Raw genomic sequence first — 25,451 nt, forward strand, 5'->3', positions numbered from 1 at the left:
GGAAATGGTTGAAAAGCAATAGCGCCAATCAAAATTAGCAGTGTTGGCCCGGGGCTTTTGTAACAAAAATTCTAAAATCAATATCGATATATTACTATTTTGTAGAAATATTACTACAGTAAGTATCAGAAAAGAAGGAGACTTTTGCCGTAACCATACCTATTTACCATGCCATCGTTCCTTATAGCTGAAGACCACGGTGTAGTCCGAATGGGCGCTATCCTGATGATCAAAGAGCTCTATCCACACGCAGAAATTGAAGAAGCAGAAACTTTTGATGAAGCCATTAAAAAACTGGAGAAGCAGTTTTTTGATATGCTGTTGCTGGATATACATATTCCCGGCGGTGATACCATCCTGATGGTGCCCGCTGTAAAGCTCAGACAGCCGCAGACTGCTATTCTGATTTTTTCCAGTTACAACGAAGCGGTATATGCGCCGGAATATTTAAAAGCCGGTGCAGACGGTTATCTTTCAAAGTCCGCTCCTCCGGAGGAGTTTAAGTCTGCCATCCAGAAAATATTCCGGGGTAAAAAATATATCAGCGAAGCCTTACAGGACAAGCTGGTGAATGAACTCCTGAAGCCCAAAAACGTGCTGACCGGCGAACCGGTGTCTTTGTCGCAGCGGGAAACAGAGGTCATGAACCTGCTGATAAAAGGCGCCAGTGCCAAGGAAATCAAGCTGGCACTCAACATCCATGACTCTACTATCAGCACCTATAAAACCCGGATCTTTGAAAAGATGCAGGTATCCAATGTGATTGAGCTGGCCGAAAAAATCAAGATGGCCGGTCCTGTACACAAAAGCAACAACCATCATCTGGTAAGGATGAAACAAACAAATCCAGTTGAAGAAGGGTGATCAGTTCCCTGACGATCATCAACCCGATGCCGTTCCTTAATGGTATTGGAGATTCTCCTGTATTCAACCACTCCACCAATTCCCGTTTCATGCCGGGGCCAGTGTCCTTTATGAAGATAGCGGTCCCGCCATGTTGTGCCCGGGCGGCAATCATAATAGTGCCGTTGCGGGTTACCTTCACCGCATTGTCCACCAGATTGTGCAGCACTACAGACAACAACTGTCTGTTGCCTTCCCATTCCAGATCTGCCGGGATATAATTCTCGATAGCTGTTCCTTTCTCGCGTGCGATATCTTTAAAAATCAGCAGAATCTCATCCACTACTTCTTTCAGGGAAAACCTTTCTGTACGGAGAGGTTGTTCTTCCACCTGTACCTTCAGATAATTCAGGAGGTTTTCTGTCATATGATGCAGACGGTAGGTATGTTCATGCATTACCTTGGCCACGTCTGTGAGGATAGGATTATTTTCCGCAGCCAGTCCTTCATAGATTTTTTTCGACAGGAACTGCTGGTATTTGAGCGGTGTTTGAATATCATGACTGACGGAGCGGATAATCCTTTCCTGCACATCGGTACGTTGTTGCAGTTCCCGGGTTTTGAGGGCCACTGCAGCTTCCAGCTGTGTATTGCGTTTTCTGATATAACGCATGCGCAGCCGCATCAGCAGGAAACAGCCGCCGACAAAGCATCCCAGCGCACATAACATAAACCAGTAGGTTTGATACCATGCGGCCGCAATACAGAAAGTGATTCTTTTTTCCTGGTAATTATCTTTTCCAAAGCCGTTTTGTTTACGTATCAGCAGCGTATAGTCGCCATGTGAGAGCATAGACAGGGAAATGATACCATCTTCCGGTACCGGTAGCCATATAGACTGGTGACCACTTTCCTCCAACACATAACTTATCTGAAGGTTTTTCTGGTCACCCATATAAGGGGAGCTAACGGTAATATTAAGCTGACTGAGTTTGCGTGGCAGGTCCAGATGCCCGGTAACAGGCATTTCCTGCTCATCTGCCAGAATTCTGTCAATAAAAAGATCATTGTTGGGCAACAGAGGCTGGATGTTATCCGGATTAAATAACACCAGCCCATTCAGCGAAGGCAGTGAAATGGTGCCATTGTCGAGCTTTACAGCACAGGGCTGACATCCGCCGTTAAATTCATTGGTCAGAAAACCTTCTTTTCTATCATAGTAGTGATAATACAGGGTATTGGTGGTATCAGCTGTATAAGCTCTGAGATCAGCCTGACTTACCTGGAAAAGGCCGTTGTTGGTAGTGATCCAGAAGAAACCTTTATTGTCGGGAATGATACAATGGGCGGTGACGAGTGCCTTGTTGGCATCCAGCGGGAAGGCTGTCACCTGGCCTTTATAGTAACGGAAGAACCCTTTGCCATAAGTGGTGATCCATACCTCTTCAGGCCCTGAAACATACAGACTGCGTACATACATATCCCGCAGAGCCGCAATGGTATCAATGCGCCGTGAGGGAATGTCAATACGGTAGAAACCTTTGTCGGTACTCATGAACATCGTATTATGATAGCGGGCGAAGTAGCTCACATCCTCTTTCAATGGCAGAAACATTTCCGGCTGCGCATTCTTCCGGTATAGGTCCATGAGAGCGATCCCTTTTCCTTTTAAGCCGATCCACATTTTTCCTTCTCCTCCATCGTGGATTATACTTATTTTGGCAGGAAAGCGCCATCTGTTGAGCAGTTGAAAAGATTTACCATCATGTTTGTGTACCCAGGGCCCCCATTTTAGCCAGATGTGATGCAGGCTATCGGTGAACACGCTATACCAGTCTGAGGGCATCCGCTGTCTGATGGCGGGTATGCTGTGAACTTCCCCATGTGTGCTGATCATATCTCCCTGCGCCGTCAGTATTTTATCTTTTGTATAAGCCGTCTGGCCATAATAGGAATCGCCACCAGTCAAAGTTTTCAGCGCGTAAAAACGTTGTTTGGAAAGGATAAACAGCCCTTTAGTATTACTGCCCAGGTAAAGCTTTCCCTGCTGTTCGTTGTACCAGGCAATTTGGATGCCCAGATCAGCGATATTAAAGCCGGAAATGATGCGGGTAGTGGTGAGCCGGCCCTGGCTGGTGGCTTTCACCAGGTAAAATGACTGGTTGAAATACAGTATCGCCTGGTCGGTAGTATATACATTCCAGAAGAAGGTACTGTTATGCATACCTCCGGGAAATGCCGGATCAGCGCGGATATCCCCTTCCAGGAAACCGGTATGGATTTTTGAAGTTAAGGCAGAATAGGTACCATTATCATGTAAATAGTATAACCGGTTGTATAACAAAAAAAAGTTGCATTTTTTCCCGTGATGAAAAGGCACTTCATAACGGAGTACACCTTTCTCATAAAAACTCACCTTCCCCTGGACAATGTTATAAACACCTTTAATATTGTCGTACAACACCAGTCTTTTGATGACTCCTCCCATCACCTGTATCTTCTCCGGAAGTCCCAGGAGGCCCGTTGTTCCGGAATCCAGTCTGTCATTGATGGCATGCCATTGCAGGTAACTGCCGGGATAGTTGACTGCCACCGTATCACGGTGAGGCCAGCCATCAACAATGCGTACATGTTCCTTCCATTCATTGTATACCGACAGCCCTCCCTGAGGATTGCTGTAAAAAGCCAGGAAACGGTTAGAAGCAAGCGGGAGGCTATTCATGCCAAAGGTGATAAACCGCAGGCCATCAAAGCGGACCAGCCCATCTTGTGTACTGAGCCATATAAAGCCGCAGGGATCAGCGGCGATGGCCATAACAGTGTTCTGAGGCAATCCATTTGTATTATCAAAATGTTGCATATAATAGGCTGAAGGAAGCGTATCAGTCGTGGCCAGACAAACATTGGCGATCGCCGACAGCGTGAGCAACATAAAAAGACAGGGTTTCCGGCGCGTGCACATAGGTAAAAAGGCTGCTAAAATAACATTCAACGTTTACCTATATACGAAGTTTGTGCCAGTTTGGCCCGACAACTCGAAAATTTAACTGTGACAGCTGGTTATACAATCATGATTTCGAGCTTTCCGGCTGTTGAGATATGGGTTTCTTTTTTTAGTGAAATATGGATGTTTCCTTCTGTTATCACATATCGGGCGGGTATGGCGACTCCATTGAGCATCACTTTTACGGAGGATGCTGATACCCCTTTCATTTGTTCTAATTTTATTTCCCGTAATCTCAGCTTTCCGAATAACAGCTGCAGCGTGTGTTCCTGACCGTTAGCACTTTTTACTTGTTGATAACTTCCCCATCCTTCAGCGGCAGTAAAAGCACATTTAAAATTTTCCGGTTGAATGCGGGGTGCAAAACCGATATATCCTTTGGGGCCATGATACTGGAATCCACAGGCATTGATAAAGGTTCCGTAGCTGGCCATGGCACGGGCGTAGTGGTCACTGCATTCTATTTCATTGAATGGATTTCTTTTGGAAGGATGATAACGATCGTGAATAACACGGGTAAGCACCAGACTTTCATCCACCAAACCTTCTGCCATCATATGAGCAGCTACCTGATGCTCGAATCCGGTCATACATTCATGGAAATAGCCCAGTTGCCAGGTGACATTTTCGCCATAGGGTTTAGGTTCGTTTAAAGGATTAGTGTTCATGATCATCCCTCCTTCTCCCGCTACAGCATAGGGACGTCCGCCGGTATGTGTTTTAATATAGGGACCTACATCCATCGTAAAGTTATACTTCCACAATGCTCTTAAAGCCGATAATGTTTTCTCTTTTTCCAGTACTCTGGGCAATCCTACCTGGAAAGCCCAGCTTTGTCCGTATACCTGGTCTATGTGACACGTATTGTAAGAACCCAGATTTTTCCGGCCTTTCACCGGGTCTGGTTTATGAATGAAGTATTCACCGTTAAAGAGCTGTGTTTCCATATTGCGGCTTCCCTTTTGCACATAGTCAGCACAGGTGGCAGCAAAAGCATGATCACCCAGTTCTTCCGCCATAGCCTGCGCCGCGCGGGCAGCGGCAATACAGAGCCCTACGATCCAGGATATCTCCCCATCCCATACGGCATCGAGTGTATTTTCCATGGGTGTATCGGTCATCCCGTCACCGTTTTTGTCCTGGGCCAGCATAAACTGTGTCGCCTTTTTGATGCGGGGCCAGTTTCTTTTAAGAAAAGAATGGTCGGTACTCATCTGATGCTCCCGGTAAAACCGGAGAATGGTTCCGGCCTGACCATCGATGGCTGGTCTCTTTTCGTTTTCAGCACGAAAAATAATGGCGCCGGTATCCGCTTCAAATCCGGCTCCCAGGTCTACCCGTTCCCGCAGCTCTCTTTCCAGCTCCGGGAAAATACGGGCCATGGTCTGTGCATATTGCCATACATGTGTACAGGTGCCGGCACAGGCCCCCACTCCTTCCCAGGCCCAGAAACGACCATCCGCAAGACGATAGGTGTTGGCAGTAGCCAGAGTACCGATATTGATGAAAGTCCGCTCCAGCAGCCAATGCGGAAGGGAAGCATCATTCCAGGTCTGCTGCCACAATTCGGTGGCAGTAGTGAGCTGGCGGAAATGCGAGGCAAGATATTCACTAACAGCCAAAGCGTCTTTAAAACGTGTACCATAGTAATAACCACCCTCTGCATCTTTTACCAGCTGCTTCAGTTTGGGATGAGGATTGTTAAAATACCAGGCAATGGAAAAGTCCGCCTGCAGGGACGTTCCTGCTGCTATTTGTTTTTTAATGATAATACCACCCACCTGATTTCCCAGAGCTTCCAGTTCGGCCACTGCAGGATCTTCTTTATCAAAGCAGGCCGCTGTAACCGGCCAGGGTGCCAGTGAGGTGTTTACCGTTGCATGATCTCCATGAAAGGCTAAACACATGCTGCCTGTATCTGTTGCTGTTTGCAGGACAGGGTCTTGTGTGAAGTAATCAAAAAACAGGGCTGTATGTCCTTCTTTTGCAAATGTCCTGCACCGCTTTTTACCCTTTCCCGGCAGGGCCGACAACTTATTGGCCCCGTTCTCCAGCCATCCTGTCAGGGCTATATCCAACGTGGCATTCGTGGTATTTTTTACTTCTACCCGCAAAATGGTAGCAGGAAGGGAGGAATTGGCTGCATCCAGTGGTATATAAGGTGTATATATCTTCAATAATACTTCTACCGGAAAGTCTTTACTGCTGTATCTCACGAGTGCGGTGGGATAAGAAGGTTCAAAAACAATTTCATCCCAATGACTTTCCGTGAGTTCTTTGATCCATGTTGTTTCTCCATCGCTGACACTGATAGCAAAGCCCTGTTCCAGTACGCGCATATTATCCGCGATAACCGGTTCTACATAGGCGGCACCATCGCGGGGACGTACCTTTTGCAGCCGGGTGCCATCATTCCAGTCAACAGTCTGCGGAGAAATACCTTCATGTACAGATTCCATCGTTTCGTTGTACACCTGCCAAAGCCATAAACGACCATCTCCGCCAACATAAACAGTACCGGTATGAAGACCACCTGCCGGCATGCCGATGTATTTCAACTCGTTCCTGCTTTTAAGGTAACGACCCGGTTCTCCCCGCTCATACAGCGACTGCAGCCAGCTTTTATCAATGTTTTTATTTAATGGGATATTATGCCAGGGAGTCTGGTGCTGCCATAGTGATTTTCCTAAAACAGGGAAACGTACAAGGGAAAGGCCTGCAGTGAGTATACCGGCATTTTTCAGAAAATGCCTTCTTGGTAAGTTGTTTTTCATTGTTGATCCATTAAGGATGTGGTTAAACCAAAATAAAAAATATACCAGAGAAATGCAGCTGCCGGTTAATCAGCCATCACTAAAAGAGAAAAAAACACATAAGACAAAGAGGCCGTCCCCAGCAGGAGACGACCTCTTTCTTGTTAGCAAAGGTTGCTATATATGGTTACTGGTTACAAAACCTATTTTTTATCCCACCATACACGTCCGGTGAAATCGTTGTCGGCATTGCCGTATTCGCCGGTTTGTCCCATTTCGTTGATCGCATTTCTCCAGTTAACCTGGTTTGCGAGGGATGGCTGCGGTAAAGCCCAGCGGCGTGGAACTGTTATGTTCTGGCCGGATACCTGCATTGGTTCGAAAGCCAGGATACCACCTACTTTAGGGATACCACTGCGTTTCCAGGCTCCCCATGCTTCCCAGGGGGATTTGAGCAGGTTGAGGAAGTTCTGGATATTGATTTTTTCGAGGAGTACATCGTTACTACCAGTGAAAGCGATATCTGGTTTAGTCAGGTAAGTAGCTACAGCAGCCTGGTCCAGCGGAGTGTAGTCCTGGATTTTAGCTTCGCGGCCCATTGCATCATAAGCGTTGATGGAAGCTTCTACACCGTTTTTATAATAGGCAGCCGCGTCTCCGCTGATAATGCCTCTTACGCTCAGTTCTGCCAGCATGAAACATTGTTCAGCATAAGACAGGATCGGCTGCGTATAGCGGGCACCGTTATTGTTACCGTTTTCAGCATCCAGGTTGAACAGACGGCGTTGTACAGCGGATACGGTATCTACGGTTCTGACGATGATATCGTTACCGAAGACCATAGTATAACGTTTCACATTAAAGATGATGGTATCCGCTTTCACGTTTCTTCTGTCGGGGCTGGCCGGCAGACCGAAATAACGACGTTCGTTGTACTGGTAAGAAGCGGGGAATACACCACCTTTGATAAGGCTGTCGACCAGTCCTTTGGTATAACTGTTCTTTTCGTAGAAGATACCTATACGTGGATCGCTATTGTTGTACATATAGTCCACCATGTTTTTGCTGGCAGAGAGCGGACTATTGTCCATAGCCCAGTTACCGCCACGGGCAAAATTCATCTCCGCAGAAATAAACTTCCACTCTTCGCTGTTGCCGGCAAACAGGCCAGCTTTATCCGCCACGGCCTCTTTGATGATGGAGGTTGCTTTTTCCGGTGCTCTTTTCAACTGTCGCATGGCCAGTTTAATACGCAGAACATTCGCTGCTTTGGCCCATTTGGCCACATCACCGGAGTAAAAGATATCATTGTTGCCCATGGATGCCTGACCAGACAAACCGCTGGTGAGTGTGGCGATGGCAGTTTTCAGCTCCTGGTCCCAGATGCCAAACAGTTTCTCCTGTGTATCGTAAACAGGTTTGTAGCTGCCATCTGTACGGGCTTTGAAGGCTTCAGTGTATGGAATGCTACCGTTGGCGTCGGATGTTCTCCAGGCACTGTATACTTTCAGGATTTTGGCAACAGCCACTACATTAGCGTATTGCCCCTGTTCGCCCGCCGGCTTTGCAGCAACTACATCCTCTATTTGAACGAGGTTACGACCAATGTTTCTATAAAAAGCGTTGTAAAAATCATTGGTGTTGCCAGGGCTGAAAAGACCTGTAGGAGAAGAGCCTGGTGAAGCTACCCCAAACTGCATCCACTGCATCTGGTAGGTATAGGCATCATAGAACCAGTCAACGTCACGGTCTACAATGCTTTTAACAGATTGTGTGATCAATAGTTCCGGTGGTACGTTATCACTGATCACCGGGCTTTTGTTGATATCCTCAAAGTTTTTGGTACAGGAGCTGAGCATCATACCAGCTACGGCAACGCCTATACTCCATTTATTAATAGCTTTCATGTTCAATTTTTTGTTAAACGGTTATTAGAATCCTACCTGTACTGTCAGACCCATGTTACGAACAAACGGAACGGCACCATATTCGGAGAAAGCAGATGTTTTGTTGTTACGAACTGCTTCCGGGTTGATGTGGTCCGGCAGGTTGTTGAACAGGTAACCCAGGTTACGGCCTACCAGTGATACGCGGAGGCTGTTGAGTCTCCAGCGTTGTATCATTTCGGTAGGGAGGGAATAGCCGAGGGAAACTTCGCGCAGTGCTACGTAAGAAGCGTCAAATACGGAAGCCTCACGGATACCGATGCCCCAGTCGCCGACCATACCATAGTATTGGAATGGTGTGAGCGGGCTTACATAACCTTTTTCATAAGCCTGTTGGTAAGTCATACCATCCAGCGTAATGTTCTGACCGTCTTTGGAGATAGTAGTACCTTTCTGGAATACGGCATCGGGGATCATACCATCATTGCGGGTTACGCCGGAAGCATCTTTGAAGGTAATACCACCGTGTTCAGTGTCGCGGCCATACATGGTGTTGGCAGTAGTACCTCTACCTGTACCGTACTGGTGAGAAGCAGAGAAGAAGTCACCACCGATACGTGCCTGGATCAGGACGCCGAGGCTCCAGTTTTTGTAGTTGAAAGTATTCTGCAGACCCAGGTTGAAGTCGGGCATAATGTTACCTACTACAGCTTTTCCGCGTACATATTGGTAAGGGAAATCACTACCTCCTAAAGAAATGATCGGTTTACCATTGGCATCACGGGTATAACCATAGTCAGTTATCAGGTTACCGTAGCTACCACCTACTGAAGCGATAGCCTTAACACCCTGGTCTTCGTTGAGCTCCAGCTTGTCTACGCCAGGAGCGAGTTCTATGATTTTGTTTTTGTTGCGGCTACCATTGAGGGTAACATCCCAGGTGAAGTTTTTCTGCTGGATAGGTGTACCGTTGATAGACAGCTCTATACCTCTGTTAACCATGCTACCAGCGTTGATCCAACCGGAGAGAACACCGGATTCAATAGGCATCGGCAGATTAATGATCTGGTTGGTAATGTTGGTACGGTACCAGGCAAAGTCAAAGCCCAGACGATTATTAAAGAAACGAACATTAGCACCCAGTTCCCAGCTTTTTGAGAGGGAAGGTTTCAGGTTCATGTTCGGCAGGATATTCGAGTTATAGATATTTACCAGCGGTAAGTCTTTACCGGAGGAGGCACCCTGATACAGTTCGGTAGTATAATAGCCGGTATTGATCGAATACGGATCGAGGTCACCACCTACCATCGCATAAGAAGCGCGCAGTTTACCATAGCTGATCCATTCAGGCAGGGTATTTTTCAATGTATGGGTGAATTCCCACGCAGCACTTACTGAAGGATAGAAGTAAGAGTTATTAGTATGTCCCTTGCTACCTTTAGGATAAGTCAGCGCGGAAGACCAGTCGTTACGGCCGGTCACATCCAGGAACAATTCGTTGTTATAAGCGAGGCTGGCCGCGAAGAATACAGAATTGATCACTTTACGCAGCAGCGGGTCATTCTTTACAATCGGAGCGGTGATACTGTTGCTGATATCATACAGGAAAGGAATACGCAGCCCACTGGTAGTATAGTTATTATACTGTTTACCGATACCGCTGTTCCAGGTTTCCGCACCCAGGTTCAGGTTACCCTCAAATTTTTTGCCCAGTTTAGGTGTGATCATCGCCATACCAGTGAAGGTATATTGTGATTTGTTAACACCGGCAACAGAATAAAAACCATCGGAACCTTTAAAGAAAGCACCAGTACCTACTTCTTTACGTTCGTCAGTAGACTGTTCGCTGCTGAAGTTGGCTTTACCTACGAATTTCAGCCAGTCGGTAGCTACTGCAGTGAGGGAGAAGTTACCAGTGATGAGAGATTCTTTACGGGTCCAGCTGTTGTAAGCCTGTTGATAAAAATAGTCAGCGCCCGGATTGGTGCTCAGGTTAGCCCTGCCACCATTGGGTCCGAGATAGTTTTCCGGTTTGCTCCAGATGGAAGGATCGTAGTTACGTGGGAACACATATACCCATTTACGACCGATGTTATAGCTGGTGTAGTCACCACCCTGACGGTCGGGGTTGAGTGTTTTGGAAGTAGCATAGGTTACACCCGCATCAGCACTCAGCACTTTGGAGATCTGGGAAGATCCGCGGAAAGCGAAGGTGTTTCTGCCAAAGCTGTTGTTGGGAGAAACGCTGTTATTGTCCAGGTGGGAGTAAGACAGACGGAAAGTTCCTTTGTCGTTACCACCTTCCATGGACACGTTGGTATTAAAGTATTTACCAGTCTGGTAAAGATCTTTAGCGTTGTTGGGTTTAGCAGTATATGGTACTTTCATGCCGTTGGCCAGTTCTACCATGCTACCGTCCATTTTGGAACCGAAGCTGTAACCACCTACGTTGTTGGCATAAACACCATCAGTACCCTGACCGTAAGAATTCTGCAGGTCGATAGCACCGCGGTATACTTTTTCGATCTGGGCAGTCTGGCTAACGGTAACGCCTATACCTTTTCTTGCATTACCTTTTTTGGTGGTAATGAGGATGGCGCCGTTGATAGCGCGGGAGCCGTACAATGCTGTAGCAGCAGCACCTTTCAGCACTGTTACAGATTCGTAGTCGTCGGGGTTGAGGTTTTTCAGTACGTTACCGAAGTTAACGTCTGCGGCACTCTCGTCATTTTCGAAGATCACACCATCTACGATGAAGATAGGCTGGTCTTTACCATTCAGTGATTTAGCACCACGCAGTATGATACGGGGAGCAGCAGCAGGACCACCGGCAGCAGCGGAGATGTCCAGACCGGCTACCTTACCCTGCAATGCAGATACCGGGTTGATGGAGTTGGTTTTAGCCACATCCGCACCCTTCAGTTCTGTTACCGCATAACCCAGCTTACGCTGTTCACGCTTCATGCCCATAGCGGTAACCACTACTTCGTTCAGATTTTTGTTGTCTTCTTTCAGAACAACTGTTAAGGTGGTTTGTCCGTTTACAGGTACTTCCTGATTGATAAAACCGATATAAGACAGTACCAGTGTAGCATTAGGAGCTACCTGTACTTTAAAGGTACCATCAGCACCGGACATGCTGCCGTTGGCAGTTCCTTTTTCTTTTACCGTAACACCTGGCAAAGGCGTTCCCTTTTCATCTTTTACGGTTCCCGTAACAGCTTTCCTATCCTGCGCCCATGCGGCGATGCAGCAGCATAAGAAAAGCAACGTGGTGAGAAGAAATGATCTTCGCATAGCTTCCTTAGGTTTAATTTATAACTAGTGATCAGTCACATGATAAAAAATGCACGGCAAGGCCTTTACCGAAGCATCGCTGCAAGAGGCAGCCAGAGGCAGGCAAGACATAGTTTCCGTTCCCGTAATAAATCATGGAATTACTCCACTGACAATTTCATTGTTCACTGTTCTGCTTTGCTACAGTAGTAAAACGTTTTAGCAAATCACTATAAAAAAAACCTGTCCGGCCTCACATTCTCTTTTCATTTTCACCAACAAGTTTTCTCAACAGAAATAATGGTTTCAAACTTAGGTATAATTATGAGAAGTGCAAAAAAGATTTAACAATTTTTTGATGTTTGGTTAACAACTCGTTAAAAGTATTAAAATAATATAGCTCACGAAGAAAATACTATCAGTATCCGAAATCATCAAAAGAGAATGAGATTTCAGGACATCATCCCTCAAAAAACAGAAGGGTAGTAAACGCAACGATAGGACGATATGAAAAGGCAAGGCCGGAAAATGTTTGATGTATTGAAAGCCCGTCTGATTGAGTCAGACGGGCTTTCCCATCAAAAGGGACTTATTTGTTCACCGCCTCCAGTGCGAGCCTGGCTGCAGTTTCATCGAAGGACTCTTTATAACTGTCCAGAAATCCTTTAGCGGCTGCATGAGCCTGCGGATCCTGGCTCAGCGCCTCCAGGAATGCTTTTTTACGAAGAGAGATCTTTACCGGCACCTGGTCTTTCACCAGATAATAGGTATATTCTTTTTTATATTCATCATAGTTTTTGCCGGACTGCACCATTCCTTTATCTACAAAGTCAGCCTGTTTGAAAACGACCTTCACATCCCGTACCAGCCGGTATTTGCCACCAGCCAGCTGCTCCACAAACCGGGGCGTACCATTCAGGTTCACCGCTACAAAAGCTGTTTCCGCATCTCCTTTTTTAAGATGGAAAGCCTGTATGTCTTTGGTTTCCGGTGCATAGGCTTTGCCGTCGCCACCTTTTACGATCAGCATGTTTTTCTCCAGGTCTATATTGGCATCATATACTATAGAGCGACCTACCCTTTTATGTTCCAAAGAGTCGAGCCACATACGACCCCAGTCAGCGTACAGATAAGGAGTGCCAACCGTATTTTCTTTCGGGTGGAATGTGAGTGCGGTTGCAAATCTTACTCCCAGGTTGTTGTCGATACTATTCCGGGCACTAACGGTCTGTGCGAGGCCGGTAGAATCCTGTGCCTGCAGCGAAAGACCTGCTAACAGGGTAATGGTTGAAAGAACGATGTTTTTTTTCATGGCATTGATTATGGTTTGATAATTCTTGTCTTATGGCTTGTCCCACCATATCGGCGTTGTAAACAGGTCCGGGCCTTGTGCTGCGTTGGCTGCGTTCACATTATTCCTGTTTACATCATATTCATTCCGTGGGTAACGTAAACGGCGCGGTATCTGGCCATTGGTTTCGTTATTTTTATAGTTGACCGGCGTCAGTACAGGGAATCCGCTGCGGCGCCAGTTAGCATAGGTTTCATAATCATTCAGAAAAGTTGTAATGTAATACTGGGTATTGATGGCTTCGAGCTGACTGTTTAACGGCCCCGACAATGCTGCAGCCTGGGCTGTCGCATAAATGGTGGCCGCAGCATCATTATACACAATGGAAGGAGAATACAAAGTCCATTGCCAGATACCGGATTTCACACCGGTGGTAAAAAACTGCACCGGATCACCAGCAATCCAGCCTCTGGCCGCGGCTTCCGCCAGCATCAACTGTACTTCCGAAAAAGTGATAAAAATATTCGGTGAGTTGGGTTGTGCAATGACCTGTTTGGGCTGTGAATAATGCGCCAGATTGGCATCGCCGGTAGTACCTATTCCAAAAACCGGATCAGAGGTGTTGTCAAATCCACTGGGCAGCCCTTTCTGCAAAGCGGGATCATCAGAGCCACCGGGTGTGGAATCAGCCTTCGGCAGTTCAGAGATAATCTGCAAACGGGGATCTGACTTCCCTTTCAGCAGGTCTACAAAAAACTTCGAGAGTTTGATGTTCAGATTATCTTTACTGGTTTCTCCGCGACTGCCGGGATATACCCCAATAACATGGCTGTTGGGATTATCATAATCACCGGATGCATGCTGAATGAAAAAAGCATCCGTGTTGGCGGTAAACACACCGCCGGCCACGGCTTTCTGCACCCAGGTCTTACCCTGTGAAGGGTCTGCCTTCTTGGATAACCGCAGCCCTACCCGCAGCAACAGTGAGTAGGCCAGTTTTTTCCACTGTGCCGGAGAACCGCCATAGCCGGAGATATCCGCATTGCCGGGTGTAGATTTGGAAGGGTCCAGCTGGGCCGCAGCAGCCTGCAGTTCGGAGGCCAAACCCGCATAAATCACATCCTGCGGATCATAAGCCGGTGTAAAGTTCTGATCAAGAAATCCCCTGCCAGCCGCTACATATGGCACATAACCATACAGATCAGTCAACCGCTGCAACATGATTACTTTGGCAATCCTGGCCATTGCATTCACATTGACTTGTGTTGGATCGTCTTTGGTCTGGTCTATCAGTGTCGTCAGTATCTTCACACCATTGGGATAAAATGAATTAAAAGCTGCTCCGGTATATCCATCATTATACAGGTATTTATCTCCTACATAAGTCAGGCTCAGGGAAGAGATATGTTGCACCATCGGGGCACAGTAGATAAGATTGGCCCGCCAGGCTTCAAACTCGCCACCGGAAACATACAGCAGCCCTCTGGTGAGCAGGATACCGGGAGCTATTGTCGGCGCAGCAGTAGGATCGGTGTTGATCCGTTCGAAATTTTTTGTACAGGAAGCCAACAACCCAATCAACACTACTACAATTCCGAATTTATGTAATGACTTGATCATTGTTAAAAGAAATTTAGAATTTTACATTCAGATTCAGACCATAACTTCTTGATTGCGGATATCCCAGTAATTCCGCTCCCTGCCCTGCCCCATTGCTGTAAGTAGATTCCGGGTCTACGTTAGGCACATCTTTATAAATAATCCACAGGTTTCTCGCTACAAATGACAGGGAGGCGCCGGTAATCGGCAATTTATCCAGTAGGCGGGGCGACAGGTTATAAGTAAGAATTACCTGACGCAACTTGATAAAGGCACCACTGTAAATAAATGGTTCTGCAATATTAAAAGCGATGTTCTGGAAGTAGTCCTGTGCATCTACCCGCTTATCCACAAATCTGGTAGGATCGGCAGGGTCCTGTGCTTTGATCATGATACCGTCTTTGCGACCGGTGAGCGTGGCCTTCTGTAATCCGAAATAATAGGCGTAATCGTTGGTACCGGAGTAAATTTTGTTGCCCCAGCGGGAATCTATCAGGATGCCCAGTGTAAAGGATTTAAAGCTGAAGTTGTTGGTAACACCCAGTGTATAAGGCGCTACACCGGTGCCGAAGATAGTAAGTGGCCCCTGCATGGGCTTGCCGGCGCTGTTAAATAAAATATTGCCCTGATCATCCCGCAGGAATTTAAATCCCTGGATTACGCCAAAAGGCTGGTGGGGCACCTGCTGGATAGTGACGTTGAAAGTGCGTACATCCGCTACTTTCAGGGCATTCAGTTTACCGTCCAGCTGGATCACTTCACTTTTGTTATAGGCAAAATTGGGGATGATGTCCCAGCTGAAATTCTTGCTGCGTACGGGTGTGCCGGTGATCATCAGTTCCACGCCTTTGTTGCTTACCTTACCTACATTGATAAAGGCAGTATTATAACCGGAAGCGTTAGAGATAGTGGTTTGCACAATATCGTCTTTGGTTTTACGGGTATACCAGGAGAAGTCTATAGCCAGGCGGCTGTCGAAGAAACGGGCTTCCAGACCGGCTTCATAGCTGGTGTTGACGTATGGCCTTAGTGTAGCGTTGGGCACGGCGTAACTGCCGTCCTGTGCTTTTTTCACGTCGGCCACAGGCAGACTGGTAGTGCCCAGCGTGAACGGGTTTTGTACACTGTAGGCGAGCCGTAGCCGGTATGGATCAGTATCACCTCCCACCTGTGCCCAGGAAGTACGCAGTTTGAGGTAGTTGATCCATTTGGGCAGGGTGAAAGCGTCTGACAGTACGAAACTGAGTCCTGCAGAGGGATAGAAAATACTGTTACTGTTAGATGGCAGTGTGGAAAACCAGTCGTTGCGGCCGGTGAGGGTCAGATATACATAACTTCTGAAAGACACTTCCGCAGAAGCATATATGGAATTGATTTTTTTCTCGAAGATATCGTTTGTAACGGTTTTTGTTTGCAGGTTGCTTTGATCATAAAAGAAGGGGATGTTGAAGGTGTTGCCGTTGAGCGACAATTTATCATTTCTGTTGCGCATCACGTTGCCGCCTACAAATCCGGATACACGCCAGTCTCTGGCGAAAGCCCTTTCCACGCCCAGCATGATGTCTGCGTTCAGTTCGTAGAAGTTCTGACGGGTCTGGTCGTTGATCTGGCCACCAACGATATAGGCGGTACCAGTGGGGGTAATGGCTTTGTTGTCACGGAAAAACATATCCGCCCCGATACGGCCTTTTACAAAAAGCCAGTCCAGCACATCATAACGCAGTTCAGCGGTATTGATAAAGCGGTCTTTTTTATCGTGCTGAATAAAATCGTATACGGAGAACCAGGGGTTAGTGATGTATTGGTTGGCATTCCAACGGAATTCGTTGCCGTCGGCGTTGAGTTTGCTGGTTTTCAGCGTTTGCACGCTGAGGGAGGTAGGCAGCAGGTATAGTGCGAAGTTGGCGTTGCCGGGAGAGTCGGATACCCTGGGCCTGTTATCGGTGCGTTCCCGGATATATTTGGCGTATACGTTCAGGTGAAGTTTTCTGCCAAGCCAGGCGGAGAGGTTAAGCGACAGGTTATCGCGGCGTATGCCGGAATTGGGCAGGGTGGCTTCATTTTTCATATCGGTGGCTCCGAAGCGCCAGGTCACTTTTTCATTGCCACCGCTGGCAGCGATGGAGTTGGTGAAAGTATAACCGCTGCGGTAGAATTTTTTGAAGTTGTTTTTGATGGCGCTGTAGGGTCTGCTGATGCCATCGTATTGAATAACGGAAGAGCCGTCGAGTGGTGCACCCCAGCTGAAAAGTCCGGCTGACCGTGCTTCTGCAGCAGTCTGTGGTTTGAGGCCATTGAGGCCCATACCGAAGTCATATTGCCAGTCGAGGTTGTTTACGACGGGGCGTTCAAACACGATATTGCTGCTATATTCCACGCCTATTCCTTTGCGGAAGGCGCCGCTTTTGGTAGTGATAAGGAGTACACCGTTAGAGGCACGGGAACCGTACAATGCTGCAGCAGTGCCACCTTTCAGCACTGAGATGGTAGCGATGTCATCGGGATTGATGCTGGAGAGACCATCACCGGCATCAGTACCGCCGTATTCACCGGCGGAGCCGAGGTTATCATTATTGATAGGAATCCCATCTACTACGATGAGGGGCTGGTTGTTTCTGTTTTTATCGATGGAAGTATTACCCCGGAGGATGATACGGCTGGAGCCAGCCGGACCGGTGGCGGTGGAGGTGACGTTAAGACCAGCCACTTTACCGGAGAGGCTGTTGGCGATATTGGTGGAACGGGCCTGGGTCAGTTCTTCTCCTTTCACTTCAGACACCGAATATCCCAGTGACTTTTTTTCCTTTTTGATACCGAGTGCGGTGACCACTACTTCTCCCAGGCTTTTTTCATCCTGTTTGAGGACTACGGTCAACTGGGTTTCGGTACCTACGGGTACTTCCTGGGGAAGATAACCCACGTATCGGAAAACCAGGGTGCTGCCGGTGGCTACAGACAGAGAGAAGGCTCCCTGCGCGTTGGTCACGGTGCCTTTGTTGGTTCCTTTTACCAGGACATTGACACCAGTGAGGGGCTGGCCGGTATTGTCCGTTACCTTGCCGGTAATGGCCTGTTGTGCCCACAGTACGGGGGCGGACAATAACAACAGCACAACAAGCAATGCATGCGTAAAGTTCCTGATCATTTTTTTAAAAGAATGAAGTGAAGAAATAAACCAGGGGCGTGGTTTTGGCTGAACATTCAATTTCCTGTTGACCGGGCTGAGATCTGACAACCGGAAACTGAATAAGATAACAACATGACATAGACTTTTGTTCCCGTGAGGACACCGGAACAGCAGGATACTAGCGGGGATTGGGGGGTATTATTTTTTTCCCGGGTTGGAAGAAGCTCTCACGATGAGTGATGGTTCCAGTACAATTTGCCGGGGTGCAGCAGCAGGATGATTCAGTTCTTCCATGAGTACTTCCACAATATTTTTTCCGATTTCTGTGATGGGTTGGGCCACACAGGTGATAGAAGGGCTGTGGAGGCGGAAGAGGTCGTGATCATCGAAGCTGGCCACACCTATCTGCGGGCCGATTTCCCAGCCGAGGGAGCGGATACTTTCGATGCCGTAGATGCCGAGATAGTTGGTAGCAAAGAATACTGCGTCCAGGTCTTTGACGGAGGTAAGGAACTTTTTTATTTCTGTGTTAAAGCCTTCGCGTTCCAGTTCGAATGGTATTTTTTTCACCTGGCTTTTGTTGAAAGGGAGATGATGATGTTTGAGGGCGGCGGTAAATCCGTCCAGGCGGTCTTTCATCTGGATCTGATCGGAGGTGATGGTTACGATGGCGATCTTTTTATATCCCTGTTGAGCGAGGTGGCTGGTGACGTTGTAGGCGCCCTTGAAGTTATCTACTACCACGTAGCTGGAGCTAACATTTGGCAGATAGCGGTCTACGAGGACTACTGGTTTGGAGGTAGCTTTGAGTTGTTCTATTTCCTTGTCCAGGTTTTTGGTGGGGGTAACGATATAGCCGTCTACCTGGCGGTATTTCAGTACTTCCAGGAGGCCTTTTGCTTTTTCGGTATTATCTTCTGTGCTGCCATACAGTACTTTGTAGCCGTGTTTATCGGCTTCATCTTCCATGACTTTGGCGAGACTGGCGAAGAAGTTATTGGCGATATCTTCTACGATAAGGCCGATGGTTTTGGTTTTTCCGGTACGAAGACCACGTGCAAGCTGGTTAGGTTTGTATTTAAGCTTAGCGGCTATTTTCTGTATTTTTTTACTAACCTGTTCGCTGATCCGTTTTTCTTTTGACTTACCGTTGAGAACAAACGAAACGGTCGTGGGAGAAACCCCTGCCTGTTTTGCGATGTCTTTAATAGAGATTCCTTTCATAGACAACAAATGCTATATCGATTTAGCCCTGCGTAAATTACAAAATCAAAGCTGAAATTTACATTCTTGGGTTAATTATTCCAAAAAACTTGCTAAATCTTATAGTCCGGCATTAGCAGCGGACTATGACATTTAAGGGTCATTTTCCCAATAATGATATTTTTTTAACCAATTTTTAATAATTTGGCAACATTCATAGGACAATGGCAATAGTAAATAACGAATTGCCTGTATACCAGTAGTTTTAAAATTAATACTTGAATGAAACCCATTCTTATTAAAGTGGGGGCTTTTGCCGATAACCAGATCACGATCATAGAGAGATGTGATCCGCATTTCAACACACCGTTTCACTTCCACCCGGAATGTGAGCTGGTGTTTGTTACGGAAAGCCACGGGAAGAGAATTGTAGGGGACAGCATTGAGAGCTTTGAGGAAGGCGATATGGTGTTTCTGGGGCCGCATATTCCCCATGTATGGTATAATGAGGAAGAATATTATAAAGGGGACGAGAACCTGAAAGCCCGTTCCGTGGTGATTTATTTTCCCAAAGACATTTTTGGGGAGAAGTTTTATGGTCTTCCAGAAACCAAAGCATTAAGTGAGCTTTTCCATCGCGCGCAGCGCGGGATGAAAATCACCGGGCCTACCTACGACAAACTGAAGCCGGAAATACTGTCACTTCCCAAAAAGGAGGGGCTCGACCGGATCATCTCCCTGCTCAGCATTCTGAAAACATTATCGGAAACAAGGGATTGTTATTACCTGGCCAGCACTGGTTATTCCCATGCCTACAATGTAAAAGACAATCATAAGATTGATGAGGTCTTTAAATATGTGATGAACAACTTCTCCAAAGAGATCTCCCTGCAGGACGTAGCCAGCATCACGAACCTCTCCCCGCAGTCATTCTGCCGTTTCTTTAAGAACCGTACCAAAAAATCCTTTGTACAGTTCCTTAATGAGGTACGAATCGGGCATGCCTGCAAGCGCCTGACAGAAGAAGACTGGTCTATTGCAGAAATCGCCTATTCCTGTGGTTTTAAAAACCTGTCCAATTTTAACCGCTTTTTTAAAGAGATCGTTGGTAAAACGCCCAAGGAGTACAAGAACGAGCTCAGATTGAAAGAAGCATAACCTGCAACGATACCGCACGTACGAATAACGCTTAAAATTCAGCCGGCAAAAAATCGAAATAATCAGAATATTCTTCTTACTTTCATTCATTGTAATTCAACCAAAACATCTAATCGCTACTGTAATTCAATGTTCAGCAGTTATTCAGATACCCAGTTAGTATCACTGTTAAAAAGTGATGACAATGCCGCCTTCAATGCCATCTATGAACGCTACAGTAAAATGTTGTATCTCTTTATTTACAGCAAACTGGAAGCCGGAGAGCTGAGTAAGGATGTGTTGCAGGATCTGTTTGTTTCCCTTTGGGAGAAACGTCATTCCCTTGTACTGAAAGAGTCGCTGAAATCATACCTATACCAGGCAGCCCGGCACAAGATCATTGATATCTACCGGAAAAATGCCACGTATCGCAAGTACCTGCAGCAGCTTATTGAACATTTTGATGCACAGCCCCATGCCATTGATGAAGCGGTTGACTACAAAGCCAGGGCACAGGACCTGTTTGAAGCCATCAACCACCTGCCGGAGAAGATGAAGGAAATATTTATGCTGAGCAGGTTCGAAAATCTTTCCATAGAACAGATATCCACCCACCTCGGCCTTTCCCAGCAAACAGTAAAGAACCAGATCACCAAAGCATTAAAGATATTACGGGCCAACTATGCGCAAACTGATAAGATATTGCTCGTTATCTCCCTGGTTTTCATGGCCAACCGGTAATTTCCTTAAAATTTTCTCTATTGCGATGGTACTTTTTCCACGTTATTACGACTTATCATCATCCAAAAACGCTATCAGGTGGACACAGAACAGATAAAAATATTGCTGGAGCGATATCAACAGGGGAGCTGCTCACCGGAGGAAGCGAATATCATAGAACAGTGGTTTGAGCAGATCAACAGCCGCCAGTCTACCCTGGTAGACGAAACTGCGCTGGATCTGCAGCTGGATGAAGTGAAACAGCGGATCCATGAACAGATTACACCGGCACCCCGTGTACGCCGCATGCGGCCATGGCTGTTGGCGTCTGCAGCTGCAGCAGTTGTACTGCTCGCCGCCGGACTGTTCTGGTTTAACAGTCAGCATCAATCCACCGTCAACCTGCCGATCACGCAACTACCCATCACCGGCAGCAACCGTGTGGTAAAGGATGGTTTTGTAGAAATAACCACACCCAAAGGACATCAGGAAAATATAAAACTGGATGATGGCAGCACCATCAGCCTTAATGCCAACAGTAAACTACGCTACCCTGAACATTTCGGTCCGGACGAAAGAAGTATATACCTCGATGAAGGAGAAGCCCTTTTTAACGCCGCCCCCGATGCGAACCGGCATTTTGTAGTACGCACCGCTGAAATAGCCACCACTGCACTGGGCACCACCTTCAACATCCGGGCCTACAACGCGGAAAATAAAGTGACTGTAGCCCTGCTCACCGGTAAAGTAAAAGTGGACCAGCTGCACAACAGCCAGGCTAACAACTCCCTGATACTGATGCCCAGCGAACAGATCAGCTACGACCGGCAACTGCTTAGTCTGATCAAAACCTCTTTTAGCAAAGCTGATGAGGTGACCGCCTGGAAACAGGGATACCTCGTTTTCAAAGACGCACCCTATATCGAACTCATGACCGGTATCGAAAATCGTTACGGCGTGACCGTTATTAATGAAAGCAGTAAGACAGCCTGGAACTATACCGGTAATTTCAGAAATGAAAGCCTTGCGGAAGTAATGGACATTATTTGTATCGCCAAATCATTAACATATACCATTAAAAACGACACCGTTTATCTTGTAAATAAAAAATAGCTCATATGAGGGTAAAGCCTTGTCCCATGAAATGGTTTATATCCATGGGGCTAATGCTGACATTGCTGCTGTCCGGTAGCTTAAAAACCCTGAGTAGCGCCATCATACAGACACAGTATCCGCCATCAACAATTGTTGTCAGTATCCAGGTCAAAAACAAAAACCTGGAAGACGTTATGGCCGAAATATCGGCCATAACCGGGCTGAACTTCCATTACGACAAAACTGATCTTAACCTGAAAAAAAAGGTTACGCTCAACTGCACCAAAACACCGATCGAAGAAGTTCTGGCGTTGTTATCAGCACAAACCGGATTGAAGTTTACCCGCGTCAACAACAAAATTATTGTAGGTGCTGATACCGAATCCGGAGAAGCTCAGACTGTTGACCTATTAAAGCACGTTTCACTTGAAAGACAAATCACCGGAATCGTACGCGATAATAAAGGCACGCCACTACAGGGAGTAACCGTTAAAATCAGGAACAGCAATAAAGGAACGCAGACAGACGCCGACGCTGGCTTTAACATAGCCGCCAGCCCTGGCGATGTACTGCTTTTCAGCTATGTGGGATATCTCCCCCGCGAAGTGACCATTGGCACAGACAGCGAACTCTCCATCATACTGATCGAAAATATCAAAGCACTGGGCGAACTGGTGGTAACCGCCATGGGCATACAGAAAAAGTCGAGGGAACTGCCCTACTCCACCCAGCAGCTGGACGGAGATGACGCTTCCCTCGTTAAAGACGCCAGCTTCATGAACAGCATCAGCGGTAAAGCCGCCGGTGTATCTATCACCCGCAGCGCCTCCGGTATAGGCGGCTCCGTTAGGGTAGTACTGCGTGGTAATAAATCTACCCGCGAAAACCAGCCCCTCTACATCGTAGACGGCGTACCCTATGCCAACTACACACCCGCCCAACCCACTGATGTATGGGGCCAGGCCAACAATATCATCGGTGCCTGCGGCCGTGACGGCGGTGATGGCATCTCCAATATCAACCCCGACGATATCGAAAGCATCAGCATACTCAAAGGCGCCTCCGCCGCCGCCCTGTACGGCAGCCAGGCTGCCAACGGCGTGATCCTCATCACCACCAAAAAAGGGAAACCAGGCAAAAACCGTATAGACGTGGCCTCCGACTTCACCATCGAAAGGCCCTCCCTCCTGCCTAAACTCCAATACCGCTACGGACAAACAGATCCCCCCGGCAATGATATGGTAGGCACGCCCAAACCCGGTTCTATCGGCAGCTGGGGCTCGCCCGTCAATGTACCGGACCATGTAAAGGATTTCTATAACACCGGTACTACCTGGACCAACACCGTCTCTTTCAGTGGTGGCACTGAAACTGCCCAGAGCTACTTTTCATATTCCAACACCACCAATAAAGGCATCCTGCCAACCAGTAAGTTCAACCGGCATACCATCAACTTCCGGGAAACACTCAAGCTGCTCAACGACAAACTGATCATGGATGCCAACGTGTCTTTCCTGGCGCAGTCTACCCTCAACCGCCTTTCTTCCGGACTGTACTATAGCCCTATCTCCGGACTGTATACCTTCCCCCGCGGCCTGGATTTCAGCGCCTATAAAAACGGATTTGAATACTATGACACCACCCGCAACCTGTATATGCAGAACTGGTGGAACATCCGCAGCGATAAAGGCTGGATAGGACAAGACGATCAGCAGAATCCCATGTGGGCCTTGTTACGCAACCGGCGTATCGACTCCCGTTACCGCGGCATGGCTTCTCTCTCCCTCAGCTATCAGCTCAACAACTGGCTGTCCCTCAAAGGACGCGGCAGCTTTGATAAATCCATGGACCAGTATGAACTGGAAGCCTATGCCGGCACACAGATCGTACTGTCAGGCGTCAACGGCCGCTATACTTTCGAAAGGGAATTCAACACCCAGCTGTATGCCGACATGATGGTCAACGGCAGCGGGAAAGTAACTTCATGGCTGCATATGGCCGGCAATCTGGGCATCAGCATCACCGATATTAAAGCCCACGAAAGAACATACAACGGTGCCAATCCCAATGCCCCACCAGGGCTGATCTATCCCAACAAATTCTCTGTATACAATATCAACGATAAATCACTGGACGCACAACATAATGTAGAACAGAAACAGCTGCAGGCCGTATTCGGCAATGCCCAGCTGGGCTTCAAAAACTACCTGTTTCTCGACCTGACCGGCCGTAATGACTGGTCCAGCACCTTTGCGTTTACACCCACACTCAGAAAAGGATACTTTTATTACTCCGCCGGCCTGTCTGCTGTATGGTCCGATATGTTTAAACTGCCCGCAGCCATCAACCAGCTGCGTACCCGGATCTCCTACGCCAAAGTAGGCAACGATATCGCCAGTTATTCCTCCAACCCGGCTCCCTTTACCATGCGGACTATCGCAGGCGTCAGCAGGGTGGTACTCAACCAACGTACCCCCTACCCCGGCATATCCCTGGAACCGGAAGACAACCGCTCCCTGGAAGCCGGCATCGAAGCCCACCTCTTTGACAACCGCTTCAATGCAGACATTACCGTCTATAAAAACAATAACTACAAACAATATATGGAAGTGCCCGCCCCTCCGGGGTCAGGGTTTACCACCTACTACCTCAATATGGGCAACATCCAGAATGTAGGGATGGAAGCCTCTGTAACGGTAATACCTATACGTCAAAAGAATTTCAGCTGGAACAGCACCATCAACTTCTCCTTCAACCGCAACAAGGTATTACAGCTGAGCAATAACAACATTGCCGGCGCCGATACCAGCAACCGTTTCAGCCTGACAGACTTTGGCGTAAACATGTTTGGTTCGTTTATCCGTGAAGGTGATTCCTGGGGAGATATCTATTCCAACAAGGAGCTTAAACGCAATGATAAAGGTCAGATTATAGTAGATGATCAGGGTAAACCCAGTACCACTACCAGCTTCAAAAAAGTAGGCAACCCCAATCCCGATTTCATGCTGGGCTGGAACAACAGCATCTATTATCGTAACCTGACCTTCAGCTTCCTGATAGACGGCCATTTCGGTGGTAAAGTCATGAGCGTCACACAGGCCATACTGGATGGATATGGTGTCAGCGAAGTGACTGCCAGAGCCAGAGACAACGGCGGCGTACTCCTCAACACCGTCACCGACGACAACGTACCGTATACCAGGAAGGTCAGTGCGCAGGATTATTATACCATCATCGGCGGCAGGTCGGGCATTGGTGAAATGTATATGTATGACGCCACCAACATACGCCTGCGGGAACTCAGTCTCAGTTACCTCATCCCGCTGAAATGGAAATGGATTAAGAATGTACGCGCCGGCATCATTGGAAGAAACCTTTTCTTTTTTTACCTCAACGCCCCGTTTGACCCTGAAGTGTCTATGGGCGCAGGCAACGGACTGCTGGGCGTAGATGTATTTGGATTACCGCCTGTACGCAGTATGGGCCTGAACCTCAAATTCGGATTCTAAAACCACGC

The 25,451-nt window shown here is 47.5% G+C and carries 13 protein-coding genes; 5 read left to right on the forward strand and 8 right to left on the reverse strand.

The genetic code is table 11. The features are described 5' to 3' along the window. Positions 1-168: 168 nt before the first annotated feature. The gene (locus tag KD145_RS13415) at positions 169-864 is read left to right on the forward strand and encodes a response regulator transcription factor (RefSeq protein WP_212006374.1); all 696 of its coding nucleotides are present in this window, start codon (positions 169-171) and stop codon (positions 862-864) included. On the opposite strand, the gene KD145_RS13420 is transcribed toward KD145_RS13415, so the two are convergent. The 8 genes from KD145_RS13420 to KD145_RS13455 form a co-directional block, all read right to left on the reverse strand. Continuing rightward, positions 782-3,775: an ATP-binding protein gene (locus tag KD145_RS13420; protein WP_212006375.1), complete on the reverse strand. Its 2,994-nt coding sequence runs from the start codon at positions 3,773-3,775 to the stop codon at positions 782-784. The genes KD145_RS13415 and KD145_RS13420 overlap by 83 nt on opposite strands. 128 nt (positions 3,776-3,903) lie before the next feature. Beyond that, complete coding sequence (locus KD145_RS13425) at positions 3,904-6,621, reverse strand: GH116 family glycosyl hydrolase (protein WP_212006376.1); 2,718 nt, start codon at positions 6,619-6,621, stop codon at positions 3,904-3,906. 182 nt (positions 6,622-6,803) lie between these two features. Beyond that, positions 6,804-8,507, reverse strand: coding sequence for a SusD/RagB family nutrient-binding outer membrane lipoprotein (locus KD145_RS13430; protein WP_212006377.1), 1,704 nt, complete (start codon positions 8,505-8,507; stop codon positions 6,804-6,806). Between the two features lie 24 nt (positions 8,508-8,531). Then, positions 8,532-11,783 carry a SusC/RagA family TonB-linked outer membrane protein gene (locus tag KD145_RS13435; RefSeq protein ID WP_212006378.1) on the reverse strand — a complete coding sequence of 1,084 codons (3,252 nt, stop codon included), beginning with the start codon at positions 11,781-11,783 and terminating at the stop codon, positions 8,532-8,534. A gap of 568 nt (positions 11,784-12,351) precedes the next feature. Continuing rightward, on the reverse strand, positions 12,352-13,074 hold the full coding sequence (locus KD145_RS13440; RefSeq protein ID WP_212006379.1) for a hypothetical protein: 723 nt from the start codon (positions 13,072-13,074) through the stop codon (positions 12,352-12,354). Between the two features lie 30 nt (positions 13,075-13,104). Beyond that, positions 13,105-14,673 carry a SusD/RagB family nutrient-binding outer membrane lipoprotein gene (locus tag KD145_RS13445; protein ID WP_212006380.1) on the reverse strand — a complete coding sequence of 523 codons (1,569 nt, stop codon included), beginning with the start codon at positions 14,671-14,673 and terminating at the stop codon, positions 13,105-13,107. Positions 14,674-14,686: 13 nt separating this feature from the next. Continuing rightward, entirely contained in the window at positions 14,687-17,797 is a 3,111-nt protein-coding gene (locus KD145_RS13450; protein ID WP_212006381.1) for a SusC/RagA family TonB-linked outer membrane protein, read from the reverse strand. Between the two features lie 180 nt (positions 17,798-17,977). Next, positions 17,978-19,003, reverse strand: a complete 1,026-nt coding sequence (locus KD145_RS13455; protein ID WP_212006382.1) for a LacI family DNA-binding transcriptional regulator — start codon at positions 19,001-19,003, stop codon at positions 17,978-17,980. Positions 19,004-19,264: 261 nt separating this feature from the next. Here KD145_RS13455 and KD145_RS13460 point away from each other — a divergent pair, with 261 nt between their 5' ends. From KD145_RS13460 to KD145_RS13475, 4 genes are all read left to right on the forward strand, one after another. Continuing rightward, positions 19,265-20,140 (forward strand): AraC family transcriptional regulator, encoded by an 876-nt coding sequence (locus KD145_RS13460; RefSeq protein WP_212006383.1) that lies wholly within the window; start codon positions 19,265-19,267, stop codon positions 20,138-20,140. 129 nt (positions 20,141-20,269) lie between these two features. Then, positions 20,270-20,860 (forward strand): RNA polymerase sigma factor, encoded by a 591-nt coding sequence (locus KD145_RS13465; protein WP_212006384.1) that lies wholly within the window; start codon positions 20,270-20,272, stop codon positions 20,858-20,860. A gap of 78 nt (positions 20,861-20,938) precedes the next feature. After that, positions 20,939-21,952 carry a FecR family protein gene (locus KD145_RS13470; RefSeq protein WP_212006385.1) on the forward strand — a complete coding sequence of 338 codons (1,014 nt, stop codon included), beginning with the start codon at positions 20,939-20,941 and terminating at the stop codon, positions 21,950-21,952. Positions 21,953-21,978: 26 nt separating this feature from the next. Then, positions 21,979-25,443 carry a SusC/RagA family TonB-linked outer membrane protein gene (locus KD145_RS13475; RefSeq protein ID WP_212006386.1) on the forward strand — a complete coding sequence of 1,155 codons (3,465 nt, stop codon included), beginning with the start codon at positions 21,979-21,981 and terminating at the stop codon, positions 25,441-25,443. Positions 25,444-25,451: the final 8 nt, after the last annotated feature.

The organism is Chitinophaga sp. HK235 (genome assembly GCF_018255755.1).
Lineage (GTDB): Bacteria > Bacteroidota > Bacteroidia > Chitinophagales > Chitinophagaceae > Chitinophaga.